18 protein-coding genes and 1 riboswitch are annotated in these 22,791 nt (G+C 58.9%); of the genes, 9 read left to right on the top strand and 9 right to left on the bottom strand.

Going from position 1 to position 22,791, the window contains the following annotated elements; genetic code table 11:
• Window positions 1–32: 32 nt before the first annotated feature.
• A complete protein-coding gene (locus PH558_RS04970; RefSeq protein ID WP_069613213.1) occupies window positions 33–734 on the bottom strand; it encodes a corrinoid protein in 702 nt (233 codons plus the stop codon).
• Between the two features lie 257 nt (window positions 735–991).
• Between PH558_RS04970 and PH558_RS04975 the strand changes: the two genes are divergently transcribed.
• The 3 genes from PH558_RS04975 (at window position 992) to PH558_RS04985 (ending at window position 4,180) form a co-directional block, all read left to right on the top strand.
• Window positions 992–2,572 carry a trimethylamine methyltransferase family protein gene (locus tag PH558_RS04975; protein ID WP_095435161.1) on the top strand — a complete coding sequence of 527 codons (1,581 nt, stop codon included), beginning with the start codon at window positions 992–994 and terminating at the stop codon, window positions 2,570–2,572.
• 101 nt (window positions 2,573–2,673) lie between these two features.
• Window positions 2,674–3,366 (top strand): ferredoxin, encoded by a 693-nt coding sequence (locus PH558_RS04980; RefSeq protein ID WP_285202493.1) that lies wholly within the window; start codon window positions 2,674–2,676, stop codon window positions 3,364–3,366.
• An 85-nt stretch (window positions 3,367–3,451) separates the two neighbouring features.
• A complete protein-coding gene (locus PH558_RS04985; protein WP_285202494.1) occupies window positions 3,452–4,180 on the top strand; it encodes a phosphodiester glycosidase family protein in 729 nt (242 codons plus the stop codon).
• 65 nt (window positions 4,181–4,245) lie between these two features.
• On the opposite strand, the gene PH558_RS04990 is transcribed toward PH558_RS04985, so the two are convergent.
• Window positions 4,246–5,460 (bottom strand): glycosyltransferase family 2 protein, encoded by a 1,215-nt coding sequence (locus PH558_RS04990; RefSeq protein ID WP_095435159.1) that lies wholly within the window; start codon window positions 5,458–5,460, stop codon window positions 4,246–4,248.
• 297 nt (window positions 5,461–5,757) lie between these two features.
• On the opposite strand from PH558_RS04990, the gene PH558_RS04995 reads away from it, so the two are divergent.
• Complete coding sequence (locus PH558_RS04995) at window positions 5,758–6,747, top strand: glycosyltransferase family 2 protein (protein ID WP_285202495.1); 990 nt, start codon at window positions 5,758–5,760, stop codon at window positions 6,745–6,747.
• Window positions 6,748–6,804: 57 nt separating this feature from the next.
• Here PH558_RS04995 and PH558_RS05000 read toward each other — a convergent pair whose 3' ends face one another.
• Window positions 6,805–8,658: a glycosyltransferase gene (locus PH558_RS05000; RefSeq protein WP_285202496.1), complete on the bottom strand. Its 1,854-nt coding sequence runs from the start codon at window positions 8,656–8,658 to the stop codon at window positions 6,805–6,807.
• A gap of 359 nt (window positions 8,659–9,017) precedes the next feature.
• Here PH558_RS05000 and PH558_RS05005 point away from each other — a divergent pair, with 359 nt between their 5' ends.
• The gene (locus tag PH558_RS05005; protein ID WP_285202497.1) at window positions 9,018–10,157 is read left to right on the top strand and encodes a DUF707 domain-containing protein; all 1,140 of its coding nucleotides are present in this window, start codon (window positions 9,018–9,020) and stop codon (window positions 10,155–10,157) included.
• Window positions 10,158–10,286: 129 nt separating this feature from the next.
• Window positions 10,287–11,462: a UDP-galactopyranose mutase gene (gene glf, locus PH558_RS05010; protein WP_285202498.1), complete on the top strand. Its 1,176-nt coding sequence runs from the start codon at window positions 10,287–10,289 to the stop codon at window positions 11,460–11,462.
• 116 nt (window positions 11,463–11,578) lie between these two features.
• Here the strand turns inward: glf and bmt are convergent, their stop codons facing one another.
• The 5 genes from bmt to PH558_RS05035 all read right to left on the bottom strand — a co-directional run bounded on the left by bmt (window position 11,579) and on the right by PH558_RS05035 (window position 16,919).
• Window positions 11,579–12,592 (bottom strand): betaine--homocysteine S-methyltransferase, encoded by a 1,014-nt coding sequence (gene bmt / locus PH558_RS05015; RefSeq protein WP_095435154.1) that lies wholly within the window; start codon window positions 12,590–12,592, stop codon window positions 11,579–11,581.
• Between the two features lie 165 nt (window positions 12,593–12,757).
• The gene (locus PH558_RS05020; protein WP_285202499.1) at window positions 12,758–13,810 is read right to left on the bottom strand and encodes a quaternary amine ABC transporter ATP-binding protein; all 1,053 of its coding nucleotides are present in this window, start codon (window positions 13,808–13,810) and stop codon (window positions 12,758–12,760) included.
• Window positions 13,803–14,714 (bottom strand): ABC transporter permease, encoded by a 912-nt coding sequence (locus tag PH558_RS05025; RefSeq protein ID WP_095435152.1) that lies wholly within the window; start codon window positions 14,712–14,714, stop codon window positions 13,803–13,805. The genes PH558_RS05020 and PH558_RS05025 overlap by 8 nt, the downstream gene beginning before the upstream one ends.
• 248 nt (window positions 14,715–14,962) lie before the next feature.
• Window positions 14,963–15,961 (bottom strand): ABC transporter substrate-binding protein, encoded by a 999-nt coding sequence (locus tag PH558_RS05030; protein WP_113408072.1) that lies wholly within the window; start codon window positions 15,959–15,961, stop codon window positions 14,963–14,965.
• Window positions 15,962–16,775: 814 nt separating this feature from the next.
• Complete coding sequence (locus PH558_RS05035; RefSeq protein ID WP_092716115.1) at window positions 16,776–16,919, bottom strand: hypothetical protein; 144 nt, start codon at window positions 16,917–16,919, stop codon at window positions 16,776–16,778.
• Window positions 16,920–17,154: 235 nt separating this feature from the next.
• On the opposite strand from PH558_RS05035, the gene PH558_RS05040 reads away from it, so the two are divergent.
• Window positions 17,155–18,609 (top strand): cobyric acid synthase, encoded by a 1,455-nt coding sequence (locus PH558_RS05040; RefSeq protein WP_285202500.1) that lies wholly within the window; start codon window positions 17,155–17,157, stop codon window positions 18,607–18,609.
• Here PH558_RS05040 and PH558_RS05045 read toward each other — a convergent pair.
• Window positions 18,606–20,402 (bottom strand): chloride channel protein, encoded by a 1,797-nt coding sequence (locus PH558_RS05045; RefSeq protein ID WP_095435150.1) that lies wholly within the window; start codon window positions 20,400–20,402, stop codon window positions 18,606–18,608. The two genes, PH558_RS05040 and PH558_RS05045, sit on opposite strands and share 4 nt — an antisense overlap.
• Before the next feature lie 180 nt (window positions 20,403–20,582).
• Window positions 20,583–20,980, top strand: a riboswitch (cobalamin riboswitch).
• 141 nt (window positions 20,981–21,121) lie between these two features.
• On the opposite strand from PH558_RS05045, the gene cobU reads away from it, so the two are divergent.
• Both cobU and cobW read left to right on the top strand, forming a co-directional pair.
• Complete coding sequence (cobU, locus tag PH558_RS05050) at window positions 21,122–21,646, top strand: bifunctional adenosylcobinamide kinase/adenosylcobinamide-phosphate guanylyltransferase (RefSeq protein WP_113408071.1); 525 nt, start codon at window positions 21,122–21,124, stop codon at window positions 21,644–21,646.
• 5 nt (window positions 21,647–21,651) lie between these two features.
• Window positions 21,652–22,701: a cobalamin biosynthesis protein CobW gene (gene cobW / locus PH558_RS05055; protein ID WP_285202501.1), complete on the top strand. Its 1,050-nt coding sequence runs from the start codon at window positions 21,652–21,654 to the stop codon at window positions 22,699–22,701.
• Window positions 22,702–22,791 lie beyond the last annotated feature (90 nt).

A 22,791-nucleotide genomic window follows, 5' to 3' on the forward strand; every position in this document is an offset into this window, starting at 1 on the left:
TTTCGATTGTCGCCGGCTTCAATGCGCGGCAATCAGGCGCCGGCAGCCAGGCTGTTGTGCTTGCGCTTCATGAATTCCTTGGCGGTTTCGACCGCCACGGCGGCGTCGCGGCAATAGGCGTCAGCACCCACGGCCTTGCCGAACTCCTCGTTCAGCGGCGCGCCGCCGACCAGTACGACGTAATCGTCGCGCAGGCCCTTTTCCTTCAACGTATCGATGACGACCTTCATGTAGGGCATCGTCGTGGTGAGCAGCGCCGACATGCCGAGAATATCGGGCTGTTCGCGCTCGATGGCGTCGAGGTAGTTTTCGACTGGGTTATTGATCCCGAGGTCGATGACGTCGAAGCCTGCACCTTCCATCATCATGCCGACAAGGTTCTTACCGATGTCGTGAATGTCGCCCTTTACGGTGCCGATCACCATCTTGCCGAGCTTCGGCGCGCCGGTCTGTGCCAGCAGCGGCCGCAGGATCGCCATGCCTGCCTTCATCGCATTGGCCGAAAGCAGCACTTCCGGAACGAAGAGAATGCCGTCGCGGAAGTCAATGCCGACGATGCGCATGCCTTCGACCAGCGCCTGCGTCAGGACATCGTAAGGCGCCCAGCCGCGTTCGAGAAGGATATTGGTCGCTTCCTCGATTTCTTCCTTCAAGCCGTCATACAGGTCGTCATGCATCTGCTGCACGAGTTCTTCGTCAGAAAGTTCCGAGAGAATGATTTCGTCGTCAGACATGCGCTCCATCCCATTTTCGTGCAGCATCAGAGACTTGTATAAAACACTGCCGTCATTACGGATAGACCGGAAGGCCGCCAAAACTCTTTTTGAATGCGACGTCGCACGGAACAATCGCGACGAACGAAGAACAGTTGATATTGTCAGCCGATGTCTGTCCTATGCTAATTGCTGGCGCATTAAGGAACGTCCGCTTGGCGGAATCGGGTAGCATGGAGCCTGATGGACGCATCTATGCGCAGGAGTGAGGAAACATCATGGACGATATGATTGAGCAACCGGCTGCAGGCAATGATGGCGGCGGACGGCGTTCGCGCAGCGAGGGCAGGGGTGCGGCAGCACGGCGCGCTTCGCGCAGCGGCGGCGGGCCGGGACCTTCGCTCCCCTATATCACCCGTAAGATCGGCGTCTACGAAGTGCTTGACGAAGAGGGCCTGCAGCTCATCGAGCGCAATGCCGACACGGTTCTGGAGGAAATCGGCATCGAATTTCGCGATGACGCGGAAGCTCTGGCGCTCTGGAAGGAAGCCGGTGCCGACGTACGCGGCCAGCGCGTGCATTTTCCGAAGGGACTTTGCCGCGAGCTTCTGAAGACGGCGCCGAAGGAGTTTACCTGGCACGCGCGCAACAGCGCCCGCAACGCTCATGTCGGCGGCAAGGCGACGATCTTCGCTCCGGTCTATGGCCCGCCCTTCGTGCGCGATCTTGAGGGCAACCGCCGCTATGCGACGATCGAGGATTTCCGCAATTTCGTGAAGCTCGCCTATATGGCGCCGTCGATGCATTCGTCGGGTGGCACGGTCTGCGAGCCGGTGGATATCCCGGTCAACAAGCGCCATCTCGATATGGTCTATAGCCATATCAAATATTCCGACAAGCCGTTCATGGGCTCGGTCACGGCACCGGAGCGTGCCGAAGATACGATCGCCATGGCGAAGATCGTGTTCGGCGACGATTTCGTCGAGAATAATTGTGTGACGCTGAACCTCATCAATGCCAACTCGCCGATGGTGTTCGACGAGACCATGCTCGGCGCCTTGAAGGTCTATGCGCGTCACAATCAGGCTTCGGTCGTTTCCCCCTTCATCCTTTCGGGCGCGATGAGCCCGGTGACGGTGGCGGGCACGCTAACGCAGATTCTGGCCGAAGTGTTGGCTGGAGCTTCCTTCACGCAGCTGATCCGCAAGGGCTCGCCGGTGCTGTACGGCACCTTTGCCGCCTCGATCTCGATGCAGTCGGGCGCGCCGACCTTCGGCACGCCGGAGCCATCGCTGGTTTCCTATGGCGCGGCACAGCTTGCCCGCCGTCTCGGCCTGCCGTTCCGTACTGGCGGCTCGCTTTGCGGCTCTAAGATTCCGGATGCGCAGGCGGCGCATGAATCGGCCAATACCTTGAACATGACGCTGCTGGCCGGCACGAATTTCGTGCTGCATGCGGCCGGCTGGCTGGAAGGCGGTCTCGTCTCCTCCTACGAGAAGTTCATGATCGACCAGGATCAGCTCGGCATGATGCAGAAGATGGCCGAAGGCGTTGATCTCTCCGAGAATGGCCAGGCGCTCGATGCCATCCGCGAAGTCGGTCCGGGCAGCCACTATCTCGGCTGCGGTCACACGCAGGCGAATTTCCAGTCGGCCTTCTATCGTTCGCCTCTCGCAGACAACAATTCCTTCGAGCAGTGGGAGATCGAAGGCCAGAAGCGCATCGAGCAGCGCGCCAATGCGCTTTGCCGTTCCTGGCTCGATCATTACGAAGCGCCGCCGCTCGATCCGGCCATCGACGAGGCTCTGCTTGCCTATATCCAGAAGCGCAAGGATTCCATGCCGGACGCTTTCACCTGAAGAGAGCCCGAGGCCGCCAGGGAGCAAGGCGGTGCGACGCGCGTTGCCGACCTCATCCAGAAGGAAGTCTGGCGGCCGCACTATGAATATAAGGGGCCACGGTGAGCCGCGGCCCTGTCATACTCGAACAGCTCCGTGCGGCGCTCGGCGTCCACGGAGTTTTTGTTCGAGGCGTGGTGTCCTTTGGGGAAAGCGAAGGGCCGCTGCTGGCCGATGGCGCGGCGGCGCGAAGCGTAGTCCTGCTCGGCAATATCGGCGGCTCGATCTGGGCACCGTTCTCGCATTGGCGGCAATTGCCCGAGAATGCCGGCCGATCCGACCCGCTCGACGACTGGTCGAAGACAGTCATCGGACCAGTCGCAAGCAGCATGGGGGCCACGGCCTATTTTCCTTCGGACCCTCCTTGGCAGCCCTTCCAGCGATGGGCCATGCAGGCCGAGGGCTTGAAAGCGTCGCCGCTCGGCATCTTGATCCATCCGGACTATGGTCTGTGGCACGGATATCGCGGCGCATTGGGATTTGCCGAAGACTTGAGGGCGGCTCAGACGGCAGCGTCTTCTCCGCATCCATGCGATTCATGTATGGAGAAACCTTGTCTTGCCGCCTGTCCCGTTGGGGCGATAACGGCAGTCGGCTTCGATGTTCCAGGCTGCCGGTCGCATTTGCGCATGCCACAAGGGCAGGCTGGCTGCATGGCCGACGGCTGTCTTGCACGCAATGCCTGCCCGATCGGGGCGGGCTATCGTTATCCCGCCGAACAGCTTGCATTCCATATGGCTGCACTCCAGCTTTAGTTCTCACGCCTTCCTCGTTTCGCCGCATTGCGATGCGTTCTGAAGCCTGTGCTATTCATGTGGGGCTATGCGCTTGATTCGATTGATGGTCATCCTTGCCGCTCTTGCCTTTGCCGCCACCGCATCGGCCGGCGAAGCCTGTCGGAAGGTCCAACATCTCGGGGACGGCTATACGGTCTGCACTTTCGATGCGGTCAGCGACGACATTCAGATTTTCCAGAACGATCGCAGCGGCAAGCCTTATGGCTCTTTCCGTGCCCTGGAAAATGATCTGCGTCAGGATCGCATCTATGTGCGCTTTGCCATGAATGGCGGCATGTATCTCGACGACCAGTCTCCCGTGGGTCTCTTCGTCGAGAACGGACGTGAGGTGAAGGCGATCAACACCAACAAGGGATGGGGCAACTTTCATCTCCTGCCGAACGGGGTCTTCTATCTCGGGTCGGGCAAGGCCGGGATCATGGAGAGCAAAGCCTTCGCCGCTTCCGGCATCAAACCTTTTTACGCAACGCAGTCCGGTCCGATGCTGGTCATCAGCGGCAGGCTCCATCCATCATTTCTAGCCGACAGTCCGAGCTTGAAGACACGAAACGGCGTTGGCGTTACCTCTGACGGCAAGGTCGTCTTCGCCATTTCCGATGGCGCGGTGCGTTTCCACGACTTTGCGACGCTGTTTCGCGACGAGTTGAAATGTCCGAATGCGCTGTTCCTCGATGGCAGCATCTCCAGCGTCGATATCCCGGAACGGCAAAGGCGCGACAGCCTGTTTCCGCTCGGGCCGATCATCGCAGTGACGGAAATGCTGCCGGGTTGATGAGCGCCTGAAACGCGAAGAGCTCCGCATTGCATTGCGGAGCCCTCGACTATAGCCACCAAATCTCAGACGAACTGATCGATATAGGTCATGATGCTGAACAGGCCGTCCTTCGGACCCGGGTTGGCCGGGAAATCCTCGGTGAAGCGGAGATAGGCCCTTGGCTTGCCGCCATAGCTGCCGGTCTGCGGCGCTTCTCTCGAGAGATGCTGCCGGATCGACTGCGGGAGAAGATTGATCGTGGCATCGTCGATGATCGGTTCGATGATGACGGGTTCGCCGTTGAAAGCGATCGCCTCCGTTGCGGCGGTGGAGATGCCCGCCAGCTTACGGATCTGATCATAGGATTCCGGCGGCAACGGCGTTGGCAGGTAGGCCGCCATGCGGTGATACATGATATAGGCTTCGACCCAGTTCTGCGCGTTGACATGCAGGCGCATGGCGACCGCCTGGCGTTGCAGCATGAATTCGGTGATGCGAGGCATCAGCGAGCCGCGATAGTCAGGCGGATAGCGGTTATCGCGCAGCGCCTGCGAGGCGAGGTATTCGAGGCCGCCTCTATAGGTATCCCACTGGAACATGCATTCCTTGTTGCCCTGCTGCAGGCGCGGATCGTCGGAAACGGCGGTCACGCGCGCGAAAGGCTCCGGCATGAACAGCACGTCGGCCTTGTCCAATGCACGGGTCGTATAGAGGAATGCCCAGAAGATGAACGGCGTCGGGCTGGAAATCGACTTCAGAAGAACGTCGCGCCGGATGATCATGAATTCGGGGAAGATGTGACGGTCGAGAATGAATTCCAGCATCGAGCGGAAATCACCCTTCGCGTGACGCGTCGGATAGGAGAGGTGATAGAAGGGTTCCATATCGCCGCCGCCAGGTCGGCCATCGACGAGGAGCCACGGCGCCTGGATCATGCCGATATTCTTGTCGTCCACCATGATGCGAAGATATTCGACGACTTTTTCCGGGATCAGCAAATCGTCGTCGCCGAGGAAAACCGCATAATGGCCGCGGGCTCTCTGCATCGCAAAAGCGTAGTTGCTGATGAAACCGGAATTGCGCGCCCGGCGATAGGCGCTGATTTCCGGATGATGTGAGATCGACTGAATGTAGGCTGCGGTCTCATCCGTCGAACAATCGTCGACAATGACGATTTCGAAAGGGAGGCCCAGCCGGCGAAATTCTTCCAGGTGGAAATTGACGTTCCGCTCGAGCATGAACTGACGGTTATAGGTCGGAACGCAGATCGAAAGGACGGGGACTTGAGCAGAAGACATCGATATTCTCCACGAGGCATCAGCGCGATTCTATGCACGGACTTTGATCCATGAATAAGCCGGATTGCTTTCGCGGGGCTGGAGAGTTTTGAGCGATCCGACTGCGGGGAGCGCTCATGCTCCAGTTCAGTGCAAGTTCCGCTCTCTATGCTCTGGCCAGCGCATCCTGCAATTCCGGCAGGAGGCGATGGCCGTTTTCGAGGTCGCCTCTTCCTCGAAAATGGCCGGATAGCCCGAGGCACGTGGATCGATCGATACCTCCAGGGTTTGGCATCCATGTCAGTATCAGGAGACCCTGTGAGCAAAGTCAGTGTCATCATTCCCGCCTATAAGGCGCAGGAATCCATCGGTGAAACGATTGCCGCGGTTCTGGAAAATCGTGACGTTCTGGAGGTGATCGTCGTCGACGACATGTCTCCCGATGCCACCGCGATGATTGTCGAGCGACATGCTCAGCGCGATCAGCGGGTGCGCTTGCTGCGCAATCCGCAAAATGGCGGGGCAGGATACAGCCGGAATGCCGGCATGGCCGTCGCCCGCGGCGACTATTATTACTTTCTCGACGCCGACGACATGGTAGCGCATCGCTCGATCGATGAAGTCGTGTATCACATGGAAGCCAATGGCTGCGATGTGATGGTGTTTCGTTATCGCTATGTCACCGACAGGAGCGGTCGTCTCGATCCGATGCTGCCGATCGACAATGATGCCTGGCGGGAGCTGGTGGGCGATATCGACATAGGTGTTTTTACGCTCGACCAGTGCGGGCGATTGCTATTCACCGTGAATTTCCCCTGGAACAAGATCGTGAGCGCCAAGCTATGCCGGGAAACGGGTCTCCGCTTCTCGGAGACGCGCGTCCATAACGATATCTATGCTCACTGGCATATCTATCTGCACGCCCGGAAGATCGGCATGATGAATCGTTATCTCATCGGCCACCGCGTCTATCAGGACAGAGTGCAGCTGACCAATGTTTTCACCGAAAAGCGGTTCGAAGTCTTCAAGGCCTTTGCAGAGGTGGAAGCGCTGTTTACGCGCCTGCCGCGGATGAAAGAGGCCTATTACCAGTGGTTCCTTCGCAGCAAGTTCGATTTGCTCGATTGGATCTACCCGCAATTGCCGTTCGATCTCCGGGAGCGTTTCTTCGCGCTGGTTCGGCAATGCTATGAAGAGTATGGCCAGGCTGACTATGAGAACGTGCGCAGGCAGTCGTTCGAGACTGCGGATATCGCGCTCAGGCTGAAGCAGGCCCCACATTTGATACTCGGCAAGACACCAAGATAGCCGGCTGAGATAATCCTCTTCGCCTGCTGTGTTCGCAAAAAAAGAGAGGCGCCGCGGTCACACCGCGGCTTCGTCGCGGCTGTAGATCGCAAAATCCGCCTCGGTCGATTCCTTGAACTTGTACGGGTTCTCCACCAGCTTCAGCAGGCTCCATTGCGGGAACCGGTTTGCGATGTCCGTCGTAAACTTGCGATGCCGGACATGGGACGCGCCACGAATATCCGGGCCGTCGAAATTGGAGGCGTAGATAACCACATAGCGTTGCGGCAGGGAGAAGAGCTGGTCGAGGTAATTGACGTAAATATTGTCGTCAACCAAATGGTAAAGGACGTCGAGCGACAAGGCGCAGTCGTACGCGTCCTCGTGCATTTCCCAGTCAAGCGACTGATCGCCCAGCCAGACGAAATTGTAATTCGGCTTATCTCTATACATCATCATCGTGCGTTCGATGACCGTCTTGGAGACATCGAAGCCGGTATAGCGGTCGAACGAGAAGTATTTCAACTGATTGCCGTCGCCGGAGCCCATCTCCGCGAAGGATTTCAATCCTTTCTTCCGGGCGAGACTATTCAGAAACTGCCCCTTGTACTTGGCGAGCACATCATAAGAGCCGGCACCCGAATTGCCGCCACTGCGATAACGGCCTTCCCAATAGCCGGTGGAGTCAAAGGAAGGGGCAGCTTCCGATCGACGAATCGGCTGTTCCAGCGGCGTAACGGGAGCAAGCCGCTCCACAGATGGTGCCGGGATGGGGTGCGGCTGTGTCGAATAGGGCTGCTGCATCGCCTGCATCGCCACCTCGGCAACCGGCATGGCTTCACGAACCTGCTGCACCGATATGGCCTGCGGAATAGGCGCGGGCTGTGGGGCCTGCTGTGCGGGGGCTGGCCGCTGCGCCAGCCAAAGCGGGACGGGCCGCTTCATATTTGAACCCGCCTGCTGTTCCAGGGATGCCCAATTCAAGGTTTTGGGTGCTTCGGCTACCCGGTCACCCATGACGATATCGAGTTCGCGCAGCTGCTTGGCGAGCGGGAATTTCTCGTGGACATATTGCGTCCATTGTTGGGTCTGACCGGCAATGATCTTTTCGACGGCCTCATCCACCGACGAGAAACGGATTTCGTCGGGCCAGAATTCTTCCGCACCGGGATAATCATGGATCACCGGCAGGGCGCCGACAGCCATGGCTTCGGCGATGTTATAACCAAAGCTCTCGTGCACCGAGGTCGACAGTATCACGCCCTTGTCGGCGAGGAACGCCGGCATGTTGCGCTGCCAGCCATGGAAGAAGACGTTGCGGGTGAGGCCGAGCTTCTCCGTCGTGCGCTTCAGGTACGGCATCATGACGTACTCTTCCTGTTCGCCGGCCACATGCAGCGTGTAGGAAGGATCGCGCTTCACCAGCGAGTGCATGATTTGCAGGAATAGCGGCTGGTTTTTGCGCATGAAGGGCTTGGCGGCCCAGGCGATCTTTTTCTTGTCGAGCGAAGGGATCGGCTTGAACTTGTCGAGATTGAGGCCGTTCCACACGACGTGGGTACGGGTTTTCTGGGTGACCTGAGGCGCCCTGAGTTTCAGGACACGCAGCATGTCATGGGACACCAGAATCAGATCATCGATGGCGCCGAAATCGATACGATCGGGAAAATTCGATTCAACGATCTCGAAGCGATGCCAGCGCGCGATGACACGCTTGCCGCGCCGCTTGATGTTCTGGTTGATCGCGTGGACGAAGAGCTCGTTGCAGAATTCGAACCAGACGATGTCGGCCCATTCCACAGCCGTCTCGATTTCCTTGAAAGTCTTCGGCTGTATGGCCATGACTTCGTAGGTTTTTGACAGATGTTGGAATATGTCGCCGATGAAGCTATCGACTTCGATGATTATGGCCAGCTTTTTCTTCTGATGCATCTTCTGCTACCGTAAAAGAGACGAGTGGTTCTTAGTCTCGACCTGACGGACGACACGACCGACCTTCGTGTCCGCCGAGCACCGACGTTCTTGGCAATATTCTGAACGCGCGATTGCCCCCGCACAGAAATCCCAGTGCTGAGATTATGCCGGCCAACTTTCGCGAGGCTGGATTGCTCGAAATGCGTCGCGGAGGGCAAGCGGCCTTTGATTTCCTGCACAAGCTTCGCAAAAGGAAGGATGGCCACAGTGCCGATCAAACGAGCTCGATCGCGAGCGAATCTCCGGGAGCTACGTCGTCTGACTGCTTTCCTCGGATCGGGCCGTTACCTGGGGTTCGGAATTAGGGGACAGTCCACATGTCATTGGCAGCGAACAGCTTGCATAAGCCCGCCTACGAAGTGCATCCGGCGAGCCAGATACAATGGTCCGATGCGCCGCCGCTGACCCAGGACATGTTGAACGGCACATTCTGGAGCCTCGGCGACGTCAATCGCGGAATGTTTTCTCGCTTCATGGTTTTGGCGCCTGAAGGCATGATCGGCAATTATTTCGATCCGAGCGTCGACTTCTGGCATGTCATGGGTGGTCGGCTTTGCCTGATCGACAGGGATGGACTGCCGTCGGTCATCTTTGATTCCGCCCATATCGAGGGCGGCAATCTTATGGCGCTTGCTGGACGAGGCGTCGTTGGCGGCGTTGATGCGACCTATCTGCTCGTGCCGGCAGATCATCCTCCTCATCCGCTGTTTTCGACACCCGTGGGCGTCGAGCGCAAGGCAAACTTTCTTGTTCAGCCTCAGGAAGGATTGCGGCGTCCCAATCTGGTCGTTGTGCCGGCCGGTTCGAAGTCGCTCCATCCGCGCTGGTTCGAGAAGATCGATGATGCCTCGCGCAACTGGGATCTCTGCATCGGCTATTATGGTGCGGAGACGCCGGAAGTTTCCAATAGCCCCTACGAATATCTGGCGCATCTGCCGAAGACCAAGAAGTTCAGGATCATCTACGACCTCTTCCATCAAGGCAGCCCGCTTTGGAATTACGAGCGAATCTGGCTGCCGGATGACGATCTGCTGTGCGACGGCGAGGACATCAACAGGATGTTCCATCTGTCGCACAAGCATGGTCTGGATCTGGCACAGCCGTCCCTCAAGAAAGGACCAGGCTCTTACCCCAATCATCCTTTGACGGTTCAGCGACCTAACAGTGTCGTGCGTTTCGAAGGCTTCGTCGAAATCATGTGCCCGGTCTTCTCGTTGCGTGCGCTGCAGATCTGCATCGAGTCCATGAAGGATGTCGAATCCGGATACGGCCTCGATCATCTTTGGCCGTCATTCCTCGGGCGGCCGGTGGCACGCATGGCGATTATCGATGCCATCTCCGTCGCTCATACCCGGCCGCTGGGTGCGACCTACAACGTCAATGCAGCGGTGGAAGAACAGGCAGCACTCTTCAGGACGTATCAATATACGCCGCTGAAATATGCTGGCGTCTGGTAAGCGTGCCTGGATTTTTTTCCAGGCGCCGCCGACAGATTCGCGCCGCCGTCATCTTCATATATCCAATTCCGATTGGCACCTTCGATTGCAGCCGCGACCGAGATTTGGTGGTAGCGAGAGTTTTAGAGCATGATTAATTTTTCCAAAGTAGACATTTTGATCGTCGGCGCCGGCTTTTATGGCGCGACGATCGCGGAGCGGGTGGCGAACGAGCTGCAGAAGAATGTGCTTCTAATCGACCGGCGCAGCCATATCGGCGGCAACGCCTATAGCGAGTTCGACGGTGAGACCGGAATTGAGGTTCACCGCTATGGTGCGCATCTCTTCCATACACCGAACGAATTGGTCTGGACCTATCTCAACAGATTTACCGCTTTTACCGACTATAAGCATCGCGTCTATTCGACCTATCGCGATCAGGTCTATTCGATGCCGATCAATCTCGGCACGATCTCGCAGTTCTTCAACCGGCGCCTTTCGCCCGACCAGGCGAGGGCGCTGATTGCGGACCAGGCGGCGGAAATGGCCGGCCGCCATCCGGCCAATCTGGAAGAGAAGGCGATTTCGCTGATTGGCCGGCCCTTGTACGAGGCCTTCATTCGTGGCTATACGGCCAAGCAGTGGCAGACGGATCCGCGCGATCTGCCCGAACATATCATCACGCGCCTGCCGGTCCGATACACTTTCGACAACCGCTACTTCAACGACAAATATGAAGGCCTGCCGGTCGACGGCTATACGGCGATCTTCGAGAGGATGCTGAAGCATCCGAAAATCCAGATCGCCCTCGATGTCGATTTCTTCTCGCTGAAATCCTCGCTGCCGGCTGGTCTGCCGATCGTCTATACGGGCCCGATCGATCGCTACTTCGATTATTCCGAGGGTGAGCTTGGATGGCGGACCATCGACTTCGAGAAGGAGACGCTGAATACCGGCGATTTCCAGGGGATGGCGGTCATGAACTATGCCGACGAAGCGATCCCCTACACCCGTATCCTGGAGTTTCGTCACTTCAATCCAGAACGCAACTATCAGAATGAGAAGACGGTCGTGGTGCGGGAATATTCGCGTTCGGCCAAGCGCGCCGACGAGCCCTATTATCCGATCGACACGCGGCAGGACAAGGAAGTCTTCCTGCGCTACCGCGAGCGCGCCGAGGCGGAGACCAATGTCCATTTCGGCGGGCGGCTCGGCACCTACCGCTATCTAGACATGCACCAGGCGATCGGCGCGGCCTTGAAGGCGTTCGACAGCCGGATTGTTCCGCATTTCACCGAGGGACGCACGATTGGTGGTGAGAAATAGCGGGCGGCGGGCTCGGGCTCACTTTCGGGACGCTTTGAAGGCGCGGCCGAGTGAAAGTCTCTGCGGAAGCAAGTGAATGATGAAAAGAAAGCCCGGCAACCGGGCTTTCTTCTTCCTTAGGATCGTCTGCGGCGTTCGCGAACCGGAGCCGCGCCGCCTTCGTTGGCGGTCTTGTTGCGAAGGGGGCCGATCCGTTCGATGATCGTTTCCAGCGTCGGGCGAGGGCCGGGTACGTAGCTGTCCAGCGCCTCCCGCATGGCGGCGAGATGGCCGCAGGAGGTGCCGCAGCAGCCGCCGATGATCTTGGCGCCGGCATCGCGTGCGAGGCGGGCATAATCGGCCATCAGCGGCGGCGTGCCGGAATAGTGGATTTCGGCACCGCGATATTCCGGAATGCCGCAATTGCCCTTGACGATGACGATTGCGGAAGCGTCCGCCTCGGTCATATCGAGGAGGCTGGAGAGGATGTCGGAAGCGCCGACGCCGCAATTGGCGCCAACGGCCGCCGGGCCAGCGCCGATATCGGTGGCGACGGCATGAATGTCCTTCGGATGCAGGCCCATCATGGTCTTGCCTGCGGTATCGAACGAGCCGGTATAGGTGTAGGGCAGGCCGACCTTGGCGGCGGCTTCTGCTGCAGCCCGGATTTCTTCCGGCGATGACATGGTTTCGATCCAGGCGACATCGGCACCACCGGCCTGCAGGCCTTCCATCTGCTCGACGAACGCGGCGACGGCATCTTCATAGGTCAGGGCGCCGAGCGGCATGAGCAACTCGCCGGTCGGTCCGACGGAGCCGCCGACGATGACCTTGCGGTCGGCCTTGTCGGCAACGGCGCGGGCGATCTCGGCAGCCGTCTTGTTGAGGCTATGCACGCGATCCTGCGCATGATGGAGCTTCAGGCGATGACGGGTGCCGCCGAAGGTGTTGGTGAGGATGATATCGGCGCCGGCATCGACGAAATCCTGATGCAGCTTCGTGATCCGCTCTGGATGCTGTTCGTTCCAGAGCTCGGGAGCTTCACCGGCCTCAAGGCCCATGGCGAAGAGGTTGGTGCCGGTTGCGCCGTCGGCAAGCAGCACGCCCTTTTCGGCGAGAAGATCGGTCAGGGGATTGGTGGCGACGGTCATGGTGCGTCCTCGGATACGTCAGATGTTCGGATATCAAATGCAGATATAAACATTTCTTTATGTGAACACAACGACAAGATGGCTACCCATATGTCGACACGGCAATGGTGGCAGAAAAAAGCGCCCCGGTGAGGGCGCTCTATCGTTTGGGATGAAGATCAGGCGTTAGGCTGCCGCCATCTGTGCCGTCTCGTGCGACGTCGGCGTGACCATGGCGGCGATGATGCTTTGCAGATCGATCATGCCGATAGGCTTGCCACCCGCATCCATGACGACGGCTCCCGTCTGGCCCGCCTCGGTGATCTGCTTGGCGGCGACTTCCAGCGTCATGTCGCCGGGTACGCGTGCGCCGCCCGGCTCGCCGGCAAGCGGCTTCATGATCGTCTGGGCTTGGATGACGCGACCGCGGTTCACCTCCTTCACGAAGGCCGTGATATAGTCGTCGGCCGGCTGCAGCACGATCTCCTGACCAGTGCCCTGCTGCACGACCTTGCCGTCGCGCAGGATCGCGATCTTGTCGCCAAGGCGCAGCGCCTCGTCGAGATCGTGGGTAATGAAGACGACGGTTTTCTTCAGCTCCTTCTGCAGATCGAGCAGAACGGTTTGCATATCCACGCGGATCAACGGATCGAGCGCCGAATAAGCTTCGTCCATCAGAAGGATATCGGCATCGTTCGTCAGTGCGCGGGCAAGTCCGACGCGCTGCTGCATGCCGCCGGAAAGCTGGTTCGGAAAGTGCCTTTCGAAGCCCTTGAGCCCGACGCGCTCGATCCAGTACTGGCCCTTCTTTTCGCTCTCGGAGCGTGGCACGCCCTGGATATCCAGGCCGTAGATCGTGTTCTCGATGACGGTGCGGTGCGGCAGCAGCGCGAATTTCTGGAACACCATCGCCGTTTTGTGGCGGCGGAATTCGCGCAGGTCGTTTTCGCTCATCTTGCAGACATCGACGCCGTCATAGAGCACTTCGCCGACCGTCGGCTCGATCAGCCGGTTGATATGGCGGATCAGCGTCGACTTGCCCGAGCCGGAGAGGCCCATGACGACGGTGATGGCGCCGGCCGGCATGTCGATGTTGATATCCTGCAGGCCGAGCACATGGCCATGTGTTTCATTGAGCTCGGCCTTGCCCAAGCCGTTCTTGACTTGATCGATATAATCGCGTCCGCGAGGGCCGAAAATCTTATACAGGCTTTTGATCTGGATCGCGTGACTAGCCATGGATGACCTCCGAGTGCTTCTGGAGCCGTCTGCCATAGGCTTGGCTCGTACGGTCGAAAATGATGGCAATGGCGACCAGCGCGAAACCGTTGAGGAAGCCGACGGTGAAGAACTGGTTGTTAATCGCCTGCAGCGTGTTCTTGCCGAGACCGCCGACGCCGACCATGGAGGCGACGACGACCATGGCCAGCGACATCATGATGGTCTGATTGATGCCGGCCATGATGGTGGGCAGCGCGAGCGGGATCTGTACGTTGAAGAGTTTCTGGCGGTGCGATGAGCCGAAGGCGTCGGCGGCTTCGAGCACCTCCTTGTCCACAAGACGGATGCCGAGATTGGTCAGGCGGATCATCGGCGGAACGGCGTAGATGACGACGGCGATGAGGCCCGGCACCTTGCCGATACCGAAGATGACGACGACCGGAATGAGATAGACGAAGCTCGGCATGGTCTGCATGACGTCGAGGATCGGATTGACGATCGACTGCAGGCGGTCCGAACGCGCCATCAGGATGCCGATCGGCAGGCCGATGACGATGGCAATGAGCGTACAGACGGTGACCATGGCGAGCGTGACCATCGTGTCGGTCCAGAGGCCGAAGACGCCGATGAGGATCATGGAGATTGCAGTGCCGGCAACAATTTTGAGGTTGCGGCTGGCGGCATAGACGACGAGCATCATAGCGACGAGTATGATGAACCAGGGCGTGTTGGTGAAAACCCATTCGAGATAGTTCAGAAACCATTGCAGCGGCTGCACGATAGCGTCGATGAGATTGCCGTAGGCGCGTACGGACGCCCTGAAACCGTCATCGATGTTCTTGCGTGCGAGACGTATGATCGACTCGTCTATTGCCGGAAAGTTGCAAAGCAAATTCGGCAGGATCGTACACTGGATAGCCATGTATTTCCCCTTCTTAGTCCGGTTCTGTCCCGCTGCGCTCGTGTGGCATTCACATGCGAACAGCACTGCAGCGCTGCGACCGGTTCTTCAGGCTGCCCCTGAATTCTTACAGCATTCGCCGCCGTCAATCTGCACTCGTTGCGACCTTGCGCCATGTCGCTCTGTCGGTATGAGCGTCATACCGATTGCGGCGCGCGAATGTGAAATCGGCGGCAGGCACGCGCCTGCCGCCGACTCTGCAGCATGGATCAGAGCGAAGCCTTGACCTTCGTGGCGACGTCCGGAGCAACCCACTTGGTCCACATGTCGGGGTAAGTCTTGAGGAAGTACTTGGCGCCGTCCTCGTTCGTACCCTGATTGTCGGTCATCCAGGCAAGAACCTTGCCGACGGTGGCGTTATCCCACTTGCGGGTCTTCATGTAGTCCATGGCGATGCCGGCCTTTGCGGCAAAGTCCTTGGTAACGACGGTATAGACATCCGAAACCGGATAGGAGTTCACCTTCGGATTGGCGCAGTCCTGCTGCGACGTGCAGGCATCCCATTCCTTCTTGTCGTGCGGCACGTTGAAGCTCAGACGAACCATGTCGTACTTGCCGAGAATGGCGGTCGGTGCCCAGTAATAGCCGAGCCAGCCGGTCTTCTTTTCGAAGGCATTGGCGATCGAGCCGTCGAGGCCTGCCGCCGAACCGGTATCGACCAGCGTGAATCCGAGCTTTTCAGCGCCGAGGGCCTTATAGAGATTAGCGGTGGAGATCTGGCAGTTCCAGCCGGCCGGGCAATTATATACTGCGCCCTTGGAGGAATCTTCGGGGGCGGGGAAGAGTTCCGGATGCTTCAGCGCGTCCTGAACGGTCTTGATATCGGGATGGGCGTCGGCGAGGAATTTCGGAATCCACCAGCCTTCCACGCCGCCATCGCTCAAGAGCGGTGCCGCCTCGATCAAGCGGCCTTCGGAAACGGCCTTGTCGAGCGCGGTGCGCACCGCGTTGACCCAAAGCTCGGGCGCAACGTCAGGCTGGCCTTTTTCGTCCATGGAGGTAAAGGTCGGCTGCGTGTCGCCGGTCACCAGAGTGACGTTACAGCCATAACCGTTTTGCAGGATGATCTTGTCGACCTGGGCGGCAACGCCTGCCGATGCCCAGTTCATTTCAGCGATGGATACGCTGCCGCAATCTGCGGCCTGCGCCGAGCCAGCCAAAGCATAGGCGCCGAATGCGAAAATGGCTGAAGCGAGAAGCTTCTTCATTGATATCGTCTCCCAATTTTTCGTTACGTTGCGGAAATCGACTCCAAACGCGTTCGATTTCTGTCGATCCCCTGTCAGCGCGGTCTAATTGCAACCGTTCATACGCCGCTGACGACGCCGGTACGGTCCCCTTTGCTGCCGTCGTGCATTTGGTCTTTTTGCGACCGCGGAACTCTGTCGCGGGCGGGCATTCTTTGCATCGACGTTGGGCAGCCTAAGGATTTGAATGAATAAATCAACAGCCCGTCGGCCAATTGCAGTTATCGTGCCTCTTGGAGAAGCTCAAATAAGCGCCTGAATTAGCCTGTTTTCTGCTATTCGTGGCTGCAAAACGATCATTGCGTGGCTTCCACGAAGCTCGCCGTCGAGGCGGAGTTAAATACCGCCCAAATATCGCGTCCCTGAAAGACGTTTTGTATTCCATTTGCGTCGTTTGCGATTTCTCAACACAAAGAGGAAAATTTTCAAAAAATTTTCAGATTCACTCTAATTTAAGCACTTAATAACCCTCCGGTAACGATGTCGGTTTATCAATCGATGCGTGGCGGGGGACATACCGCTGCTTCCCTGGATCAGGTATTGCGTACCGGGGAAAGCGAACCTTGTGGTGTTTGTGCAAGGAAGCCGGCGTTTTTGGCAAACCGCGTCGATCTCCGGATCGCGCGGTTTTCGCGCTTTAGAGGGTGCCTTTATGAGACAGCTTGATCTGCCGCGAAGCGGCAGCCGTTCCGATCCCGATAACGGTCAAAAATAAAGCCGCCGATGCGGTCGCATGGCGGCTTGGCATGTGTCGGGTTGGCGGATTGACGCGCTCTCAGCCGACATTATAGGTGCGGATGAAGCCGATTGTGCCGAAGCGCGTGTCGAGCTGCTGCAGGCGGCTCTCCGGGCGGCGAACCGGAAGCTTGCCATTCCAGGCGATCTGAATGGAATTCTGTCTGTTGAAGATGAAGAGCATTGGGGTATCCTCCGACCCGGACCGGCCGGTTTCGTTGTGTGTTTTCGCGATGGAGATAACCCTCTTCCGCCTAACTCACAATGGATGAAATCGTCATCCAATGTCGCAAACAGAGCATGTTTGAGGGTGGTGCATTTTTGTATCGTGGTCACTCTTTCCGGAAGCCGGAGATCGCGGCAGAATCAAGGCGGAATCTAGCGTTTCAGTGGCTGTAGCGGCATCGAGGTGGTGGGGAATGACAAGAGCGATCATGCTGCAGGGAACCGGCTCCGATGTCGGAAAAACGGTATTGGTCGCAGGACTATGCCGGCTGTTCGCAAACAGGGGTGTAAGGGTGCGCCCATTCAAGCCGCAGAATATGTCGAACAATGCCGCCGTTGCCGAAGATGGCGGCGAGATCGGACGGGCGCAGTGGCTGCAATCGCTGGCGGCGCGGGTGCCCTCATCTGTTCACATGAATCCGGTACTGTTGAAACCACAATCGGAAACCGGCAGCCAGATCATCGTGCAGGGCAAGGTCTGGGGGCATGCCAAGGGCAGAGACTATCAGGCGCTCAAGCCGCAGCTCCTCGGTGCGGTGCTCGAAAGCTTCGCCACAATGCGGGCGGGGACGGATCTCGTCATCGTTGAGGGGGCAGGTTCGCCCGCCGAGATCAATCTGCGGCGCGGCGACATTGCCAATATGGGTTTTGCGACGCGCGCCAATGTCCCGGTCGTGCTGGTCGGCGACATAGATCGCGGCGGCGTGATCGCGTCGCTGGTCGGCACGTACCATATCTTGCCGGAGGAAGACCGGCGGATGATCCGCGGCTATCTCATCAACAAGTTCCGTGGCGATGTCTCGCTTTTTGGCGAGGGCATAGAGGCGATTCGCGGCTTCACGGGCTGGCAATGCCATGGTGTCGTGCCGTGGTTGAAGGCGGCGGCGCGCCTGCCGGCGGAGGATTCGGTCGTGCTGGAGCGGCTTGCCCGCGGCTCGTCCGGTGCTTTGAAGGTAGCCGTACCCGTGTTGTCGCGCATCGCCAATTTTGACGATCTCGATCCGTTGCGGGCCGAGCCGGATGTCGATCTGGTCTTCGTCCGCGCCGGTGAGCGTTTGCCTGCGCATGCGGGGCTTGTGATATTGCCGGGCTCCAAGTCGACGATCGGTGATCTGCTTGATCTGCGCCAACAGGGATGGGACCGCGATATAGCCGCGCATGTGCGCCACGGCGGGCGCGTCATCGGCATTTGCGGCGGCTATCAGATGCTCGGCCATATGGTTCACGATCCGCTCGGTATCGAGGGATCGGTGACTGATACGCCCGGATTGGGCCTTTTGGATATCGAGACGGAAATGGCGCCGGAAAAGACGGTGCGCAACAGTACTGCCATTTCTACGGAATATGAGGTGCCGCTATCGGGCTATGAAATCCATCTTGGCGTGACGCGGGGGCCGGACTGCGAGCGGCCATCGGCCATGATCGACGGGCGGCCCGATGGAGCGATATCGCCGGATGGACGCGTCATGGGCACATATCTGCATGGGCTCTTCGGCAGTGATGCTTACCGGGCAAAGCTGCTGGCAAGCTTCGGCCTTTCCGGCGAGCGCACGAACTATCGCGCCAGCGTCGACGCGGCTCTGGACGAAGTTGCGGCAGAGCTGGAAGCTGTGCTCGATCCCGCCTGGCTTGACAGCCTGGTCAGTTAGAGTTCGCCTGACACTTCCCGGCGGCGGCGGTCGAGCTCTTCGCTGTAGCGGCGCAGCGTATAGCTCTCCGTCAGTAGACCGATGACCTTGCGCTCGATCAAATCGTTGACCACAACGAGCGCTTCGCTCTTGGTCTGCTCAAACATGGCGGCTGCCTGCTTGGCGTTCATCTGCGGCTGCAGGAATTCGTTGCGGAGCCGGATGAAATCGGAAAGACCGTGTTCCTCGTCGTCTTTTTCGATCGGGCTCGCATAGACGTCGGGCACGAGAACCATTCCGGAATATTTCTCGTTCTTGTCGATCAGGATGACGCGCTGGGCCGAGCCGATCGGAAAATTCTTGCGGAATTCTTCGATGCTCATGTCGATACTGCCCGTATGCACGTCGGGGCGCATCATGCGAGCGACCGTGAGATTGCGGATCCAGCCGACGTCATGGGCGCTGCGGATGCTCTCGCCGCGTAGGTGGAAGCGCCATGTGGCGAAGGAGTAGCCGAAGGTCGTGCGCACCACGAGCGACGAGGTGATGACGGCGGCCAGCACCAGGGCGGTGATCGGAAAGTCCCCGGTGATTTCAAGCGCCAGGAAGGTCATGGTCAGCGGGCCGCCGATGATGGCAACAGCAAGCGAGCTCATGCCGACGACGGCATAGACGGCCGGCGTCAGCGTGGCATGATCGAAATAGGGTGCGCAATAGGCGAAGATCTTGCCGAGCAGCGCGCCCATGAACAGCGAGGCGAAGAAGAGGCCGCCTCTGAAGCCGGAGCCGATCGATATTGCGGAGGCGAGCGATTTCAGCAGGAATAGACCCGCCAAGGCGCCCAGCGTCACGTCCGTAGACAGATTGAGATGCAGCGCGCCATGGCCGGCAGACAGGACCTGCGGCGAAATCAACGCCAGTGTTCCGACGACCAGGCCGCCGAGCGCGGGCCGGAACGGCGGCGCGATGGAACTCTTGCGTGCCAATTCTTCGACCCAGGCGACGCCCTGCATGATCAGGATGCCGATACCGGCGCAGAAGGCACCAAGCAGGATGGCTGGAAGATAATCCGCCGGAACGATCGCCCCGAAATGATCGATATCGATGGCAAAATCGTCGCCGGCGAGCAGTCTTGCTATCATGGTTGATATGAGCGCCGAAACGACGACGGGTGTGAGGGTCACGATCGAATAGCTGCCGATAATGAGCTCGAAGGCGTAGAAGGCGCCGGTGAGCGGCGCATTGAATGCTGCGGCAATAGCGCCGGCCGCGCCGCATCCGACGAGCATGCGCAGGTCCGCGCGGCGCATCTGCATCTTATAGCCGAATTTGGAGGCAATGCCGGCCGCGAGCTGTGTGTAACCTGCTTCAAGCCCGACAGACGCGCCGAATCCATTGGAGATCAGGTTCTGCACGGCGACGATGATGCTGTCGGTCAGCGACATGCGACCGCCATGTAGCGCATTGGCCTCGATCGGGTCGACCATCGGTTTCTTGCGCGTGCGCGATAATATGTAGAGCAATATGCCGAGAATGATGCCCCCTGCGATCGGTGCAATGAACAATACGGATTTGTCCTGAATTGCCATCGCCGCCGAACTCAAGCGTTCGTAGTCGGTTATGCCGTAGATGACGCTGTGAAGTTTGCGCGAGATATAGCTCATCGCGGTAACGGCACAGCCGGACGCTATTCCCACCAGGGCGCCGGCAAAAACAAGTCCCAGCTCGCCACGACGCAGCAATGCCCTGAAGCGACCGAGATCGAATAGGACCGAGAAGACGCCGAGACGTCGCGGTTGGAATTTCTGTAGCATTGGAAGCGGACGATACGTTTTTGCTCGAATGTGAGGGCTTACCCTCTATAAACTCCTAACATCAAAGAAATACGGCAAAAAAGCCGCTGATTTCATGCGAATTTTCAACCGATTTCGCAATCAGGATGGCGCAGGTCGCATCCATGCCCTTGATTGACTTGAACTAAGTGAAAGCCTAATCATTGCGGCATAACGAATGGTTCCTGAGCGGCGATCTGCCGCATGGGATGAAAAGGGAATGTGAAGGGGCGGACCCAATCCGGGCGTTCTCATCACAGCCGACCCCGCGACTGTAGAGCGGTCAGGGTCTTTCGTTCGGTTTGAAGCCGATTCTGTCGATAGTTCGCATGGGGCGAACGGGGCGGGGGAGGCTCAAATCGAAAAAGCCACTGGTGTGGCATCATGATCAACCGGGGCTGGACGCCTCTTATTCTACGAATCGTCCGCCTTTTCATGATGCATTGCCGGGAAGGCGAGAAGGATCCGCTGGCGCACGATCGGGGGCGACCGTTTCGGTCCGCCCCCGTCGCGGCGTCTTATCCGCGAGCCAGGAGACCTGCCATGCGTGCCGGGCGCAGAGCCTGTTTTGGGACGCGAGTTCCGCTGCCAGCACGGAGGTTGTCATGGCGCAAGACGAGTTTTCGGCGTATGGGCGCCTGTTTCCCGGTTCCAGCGACGTGCTGCCGACCCTCGCTTTTGCTTGGGAGTGGGCATAACGCATGTCGGCTTCTATTTCCCAAGCGGTCTTCGTCCTTGGCGGCGCGCGTTCCGGCAAATCCAGGTTTGCTGAATCTCTGGTTTCGGACACCGGTCTCGAACGTCACTATGTGGCGACGGGGCAGGCGTGGGACGATGAGATGCGCGAGCGCATCGCCCAACATCGTGCCGATCGCGGCGATCTCTGGCAGACGCATGAGGAGCCGATCGATCTCGTCGGGCAGCTTGCCGCTGTCGACGCGGAGGGGCGGGCGGTGCTTATCGACTGCCTGACGCTCTGGGTGACCAATCTGATGATGGCCGAGCGTGACATGGCGGCGGAATTTGCCGCTCTCACTGCATTTCTACCAACTGCGCGATCAAGGCTCGTTCTCGTCTCCAACGAGGTTGGCCTGGGAATCGTGCCGGAAAATCGCATGGCGCGCGAATTTCGCGACCATGCCGGCCGCCTGCACCAGATGGTCGCTGCGGCAAGTGCCGAAGTTTATTTTATCGCAGCGGGCTTGCCGCTGAAAATGAAGGGCTGATCCATATGAACCAGGAAAAGATTCCCGCCACCGTCATCACCGGCTTCCTGGGAGCCGGCAAGACGACGATGATCCGCAACCTCCTGCAGAATGCCGGTGGCAAGAAGATCGCTCTGATCATCAACGAGTTCGGCGACCTCGGCGTCGACGGCGACGTGCTGAAGGGCTGCGGCGCGGAGAACTGCACCGAGGACGATATCATCGAGCTGACCAATGGCTGCATCTGCTGCACCGTCGCCGACGATTTCATTCCCACCATGACGAAGCTTTTGGAGCGTGATGCGCGCCCGGATCATATCGTCATCGAGACCTCGGGCCTTGCTCTGCCGCAGCCGCTGGTCGCTGCCTTCAACTGGCCCGATATCCGCACCCACGTGACCGTGGACGGCGTCATCACCGTCGTCGACAGCGCCGCCGTTGCCGCCGGCCGCTTTGCCGACGATCACGACGCTGTCGAGGCTGCCCGCGTCGAGGACGACTCGCTGGACCACGAAAGCCCGATCGAGGAACTGTTCGAAGATCAGCTGACCTGTGCCGATCTGATCGTGCTCAACAAGACCGACCTGATCGACGTCGACGGACTCGGCCGTGTGCGCGCCGAGGTCGCCTCGCGCACCGCCCGCAAGCCGACAATCATCGAGGCGAAGAATGGTGACGTGCCCGCTGCCGTCCTGCTCGGCCTCGGCATCGGCACGGAAGACGATATCGTCAACCGCAAATCCCATCATGAACTGGAGCATGAGGACGGCACGCCGCATGACCATGACGAATTCGACAGCTTCGTCGTGGAACTCGGCCCGATTGCCGATCCGGCCGCCTTCGTCGATGCGCTGAAGCGCGTGATTGCGGAGCATGATGTGCTGCGCCTCAAGGGCTTCGTCGATGTCCCCGGCAAGCCCATGCGCCTGCAGCTTCAGGCCGTCGGCAGCCGCATCGATACCTATTTCGATCGCGCCTGGACGCCGGGTGAAGCGCGCGCGACCCGGCTCGTGGTGATCGGCCTGCATGAGATGGACGCGGCGATCGTTCGCAAGGCAATCGAGGCATTGGTCTAATCGATGTCGTGTCTTTGCCGTGCGATACCCCCCGTGTCCATCGGACCTTTCGCGACATCTCCCCCACAAGGGGAGAGATTGGGAACTCGC

This window comes from Rhizobium pantanalense (genome assembly GCF_030182525.1).
Classification (GTDB): domain Bacteria; phylum Pseudomonadota; class Alphaproteobacteria; order Rhizobiales; family Rhizobiaceae; genus Rhizobium.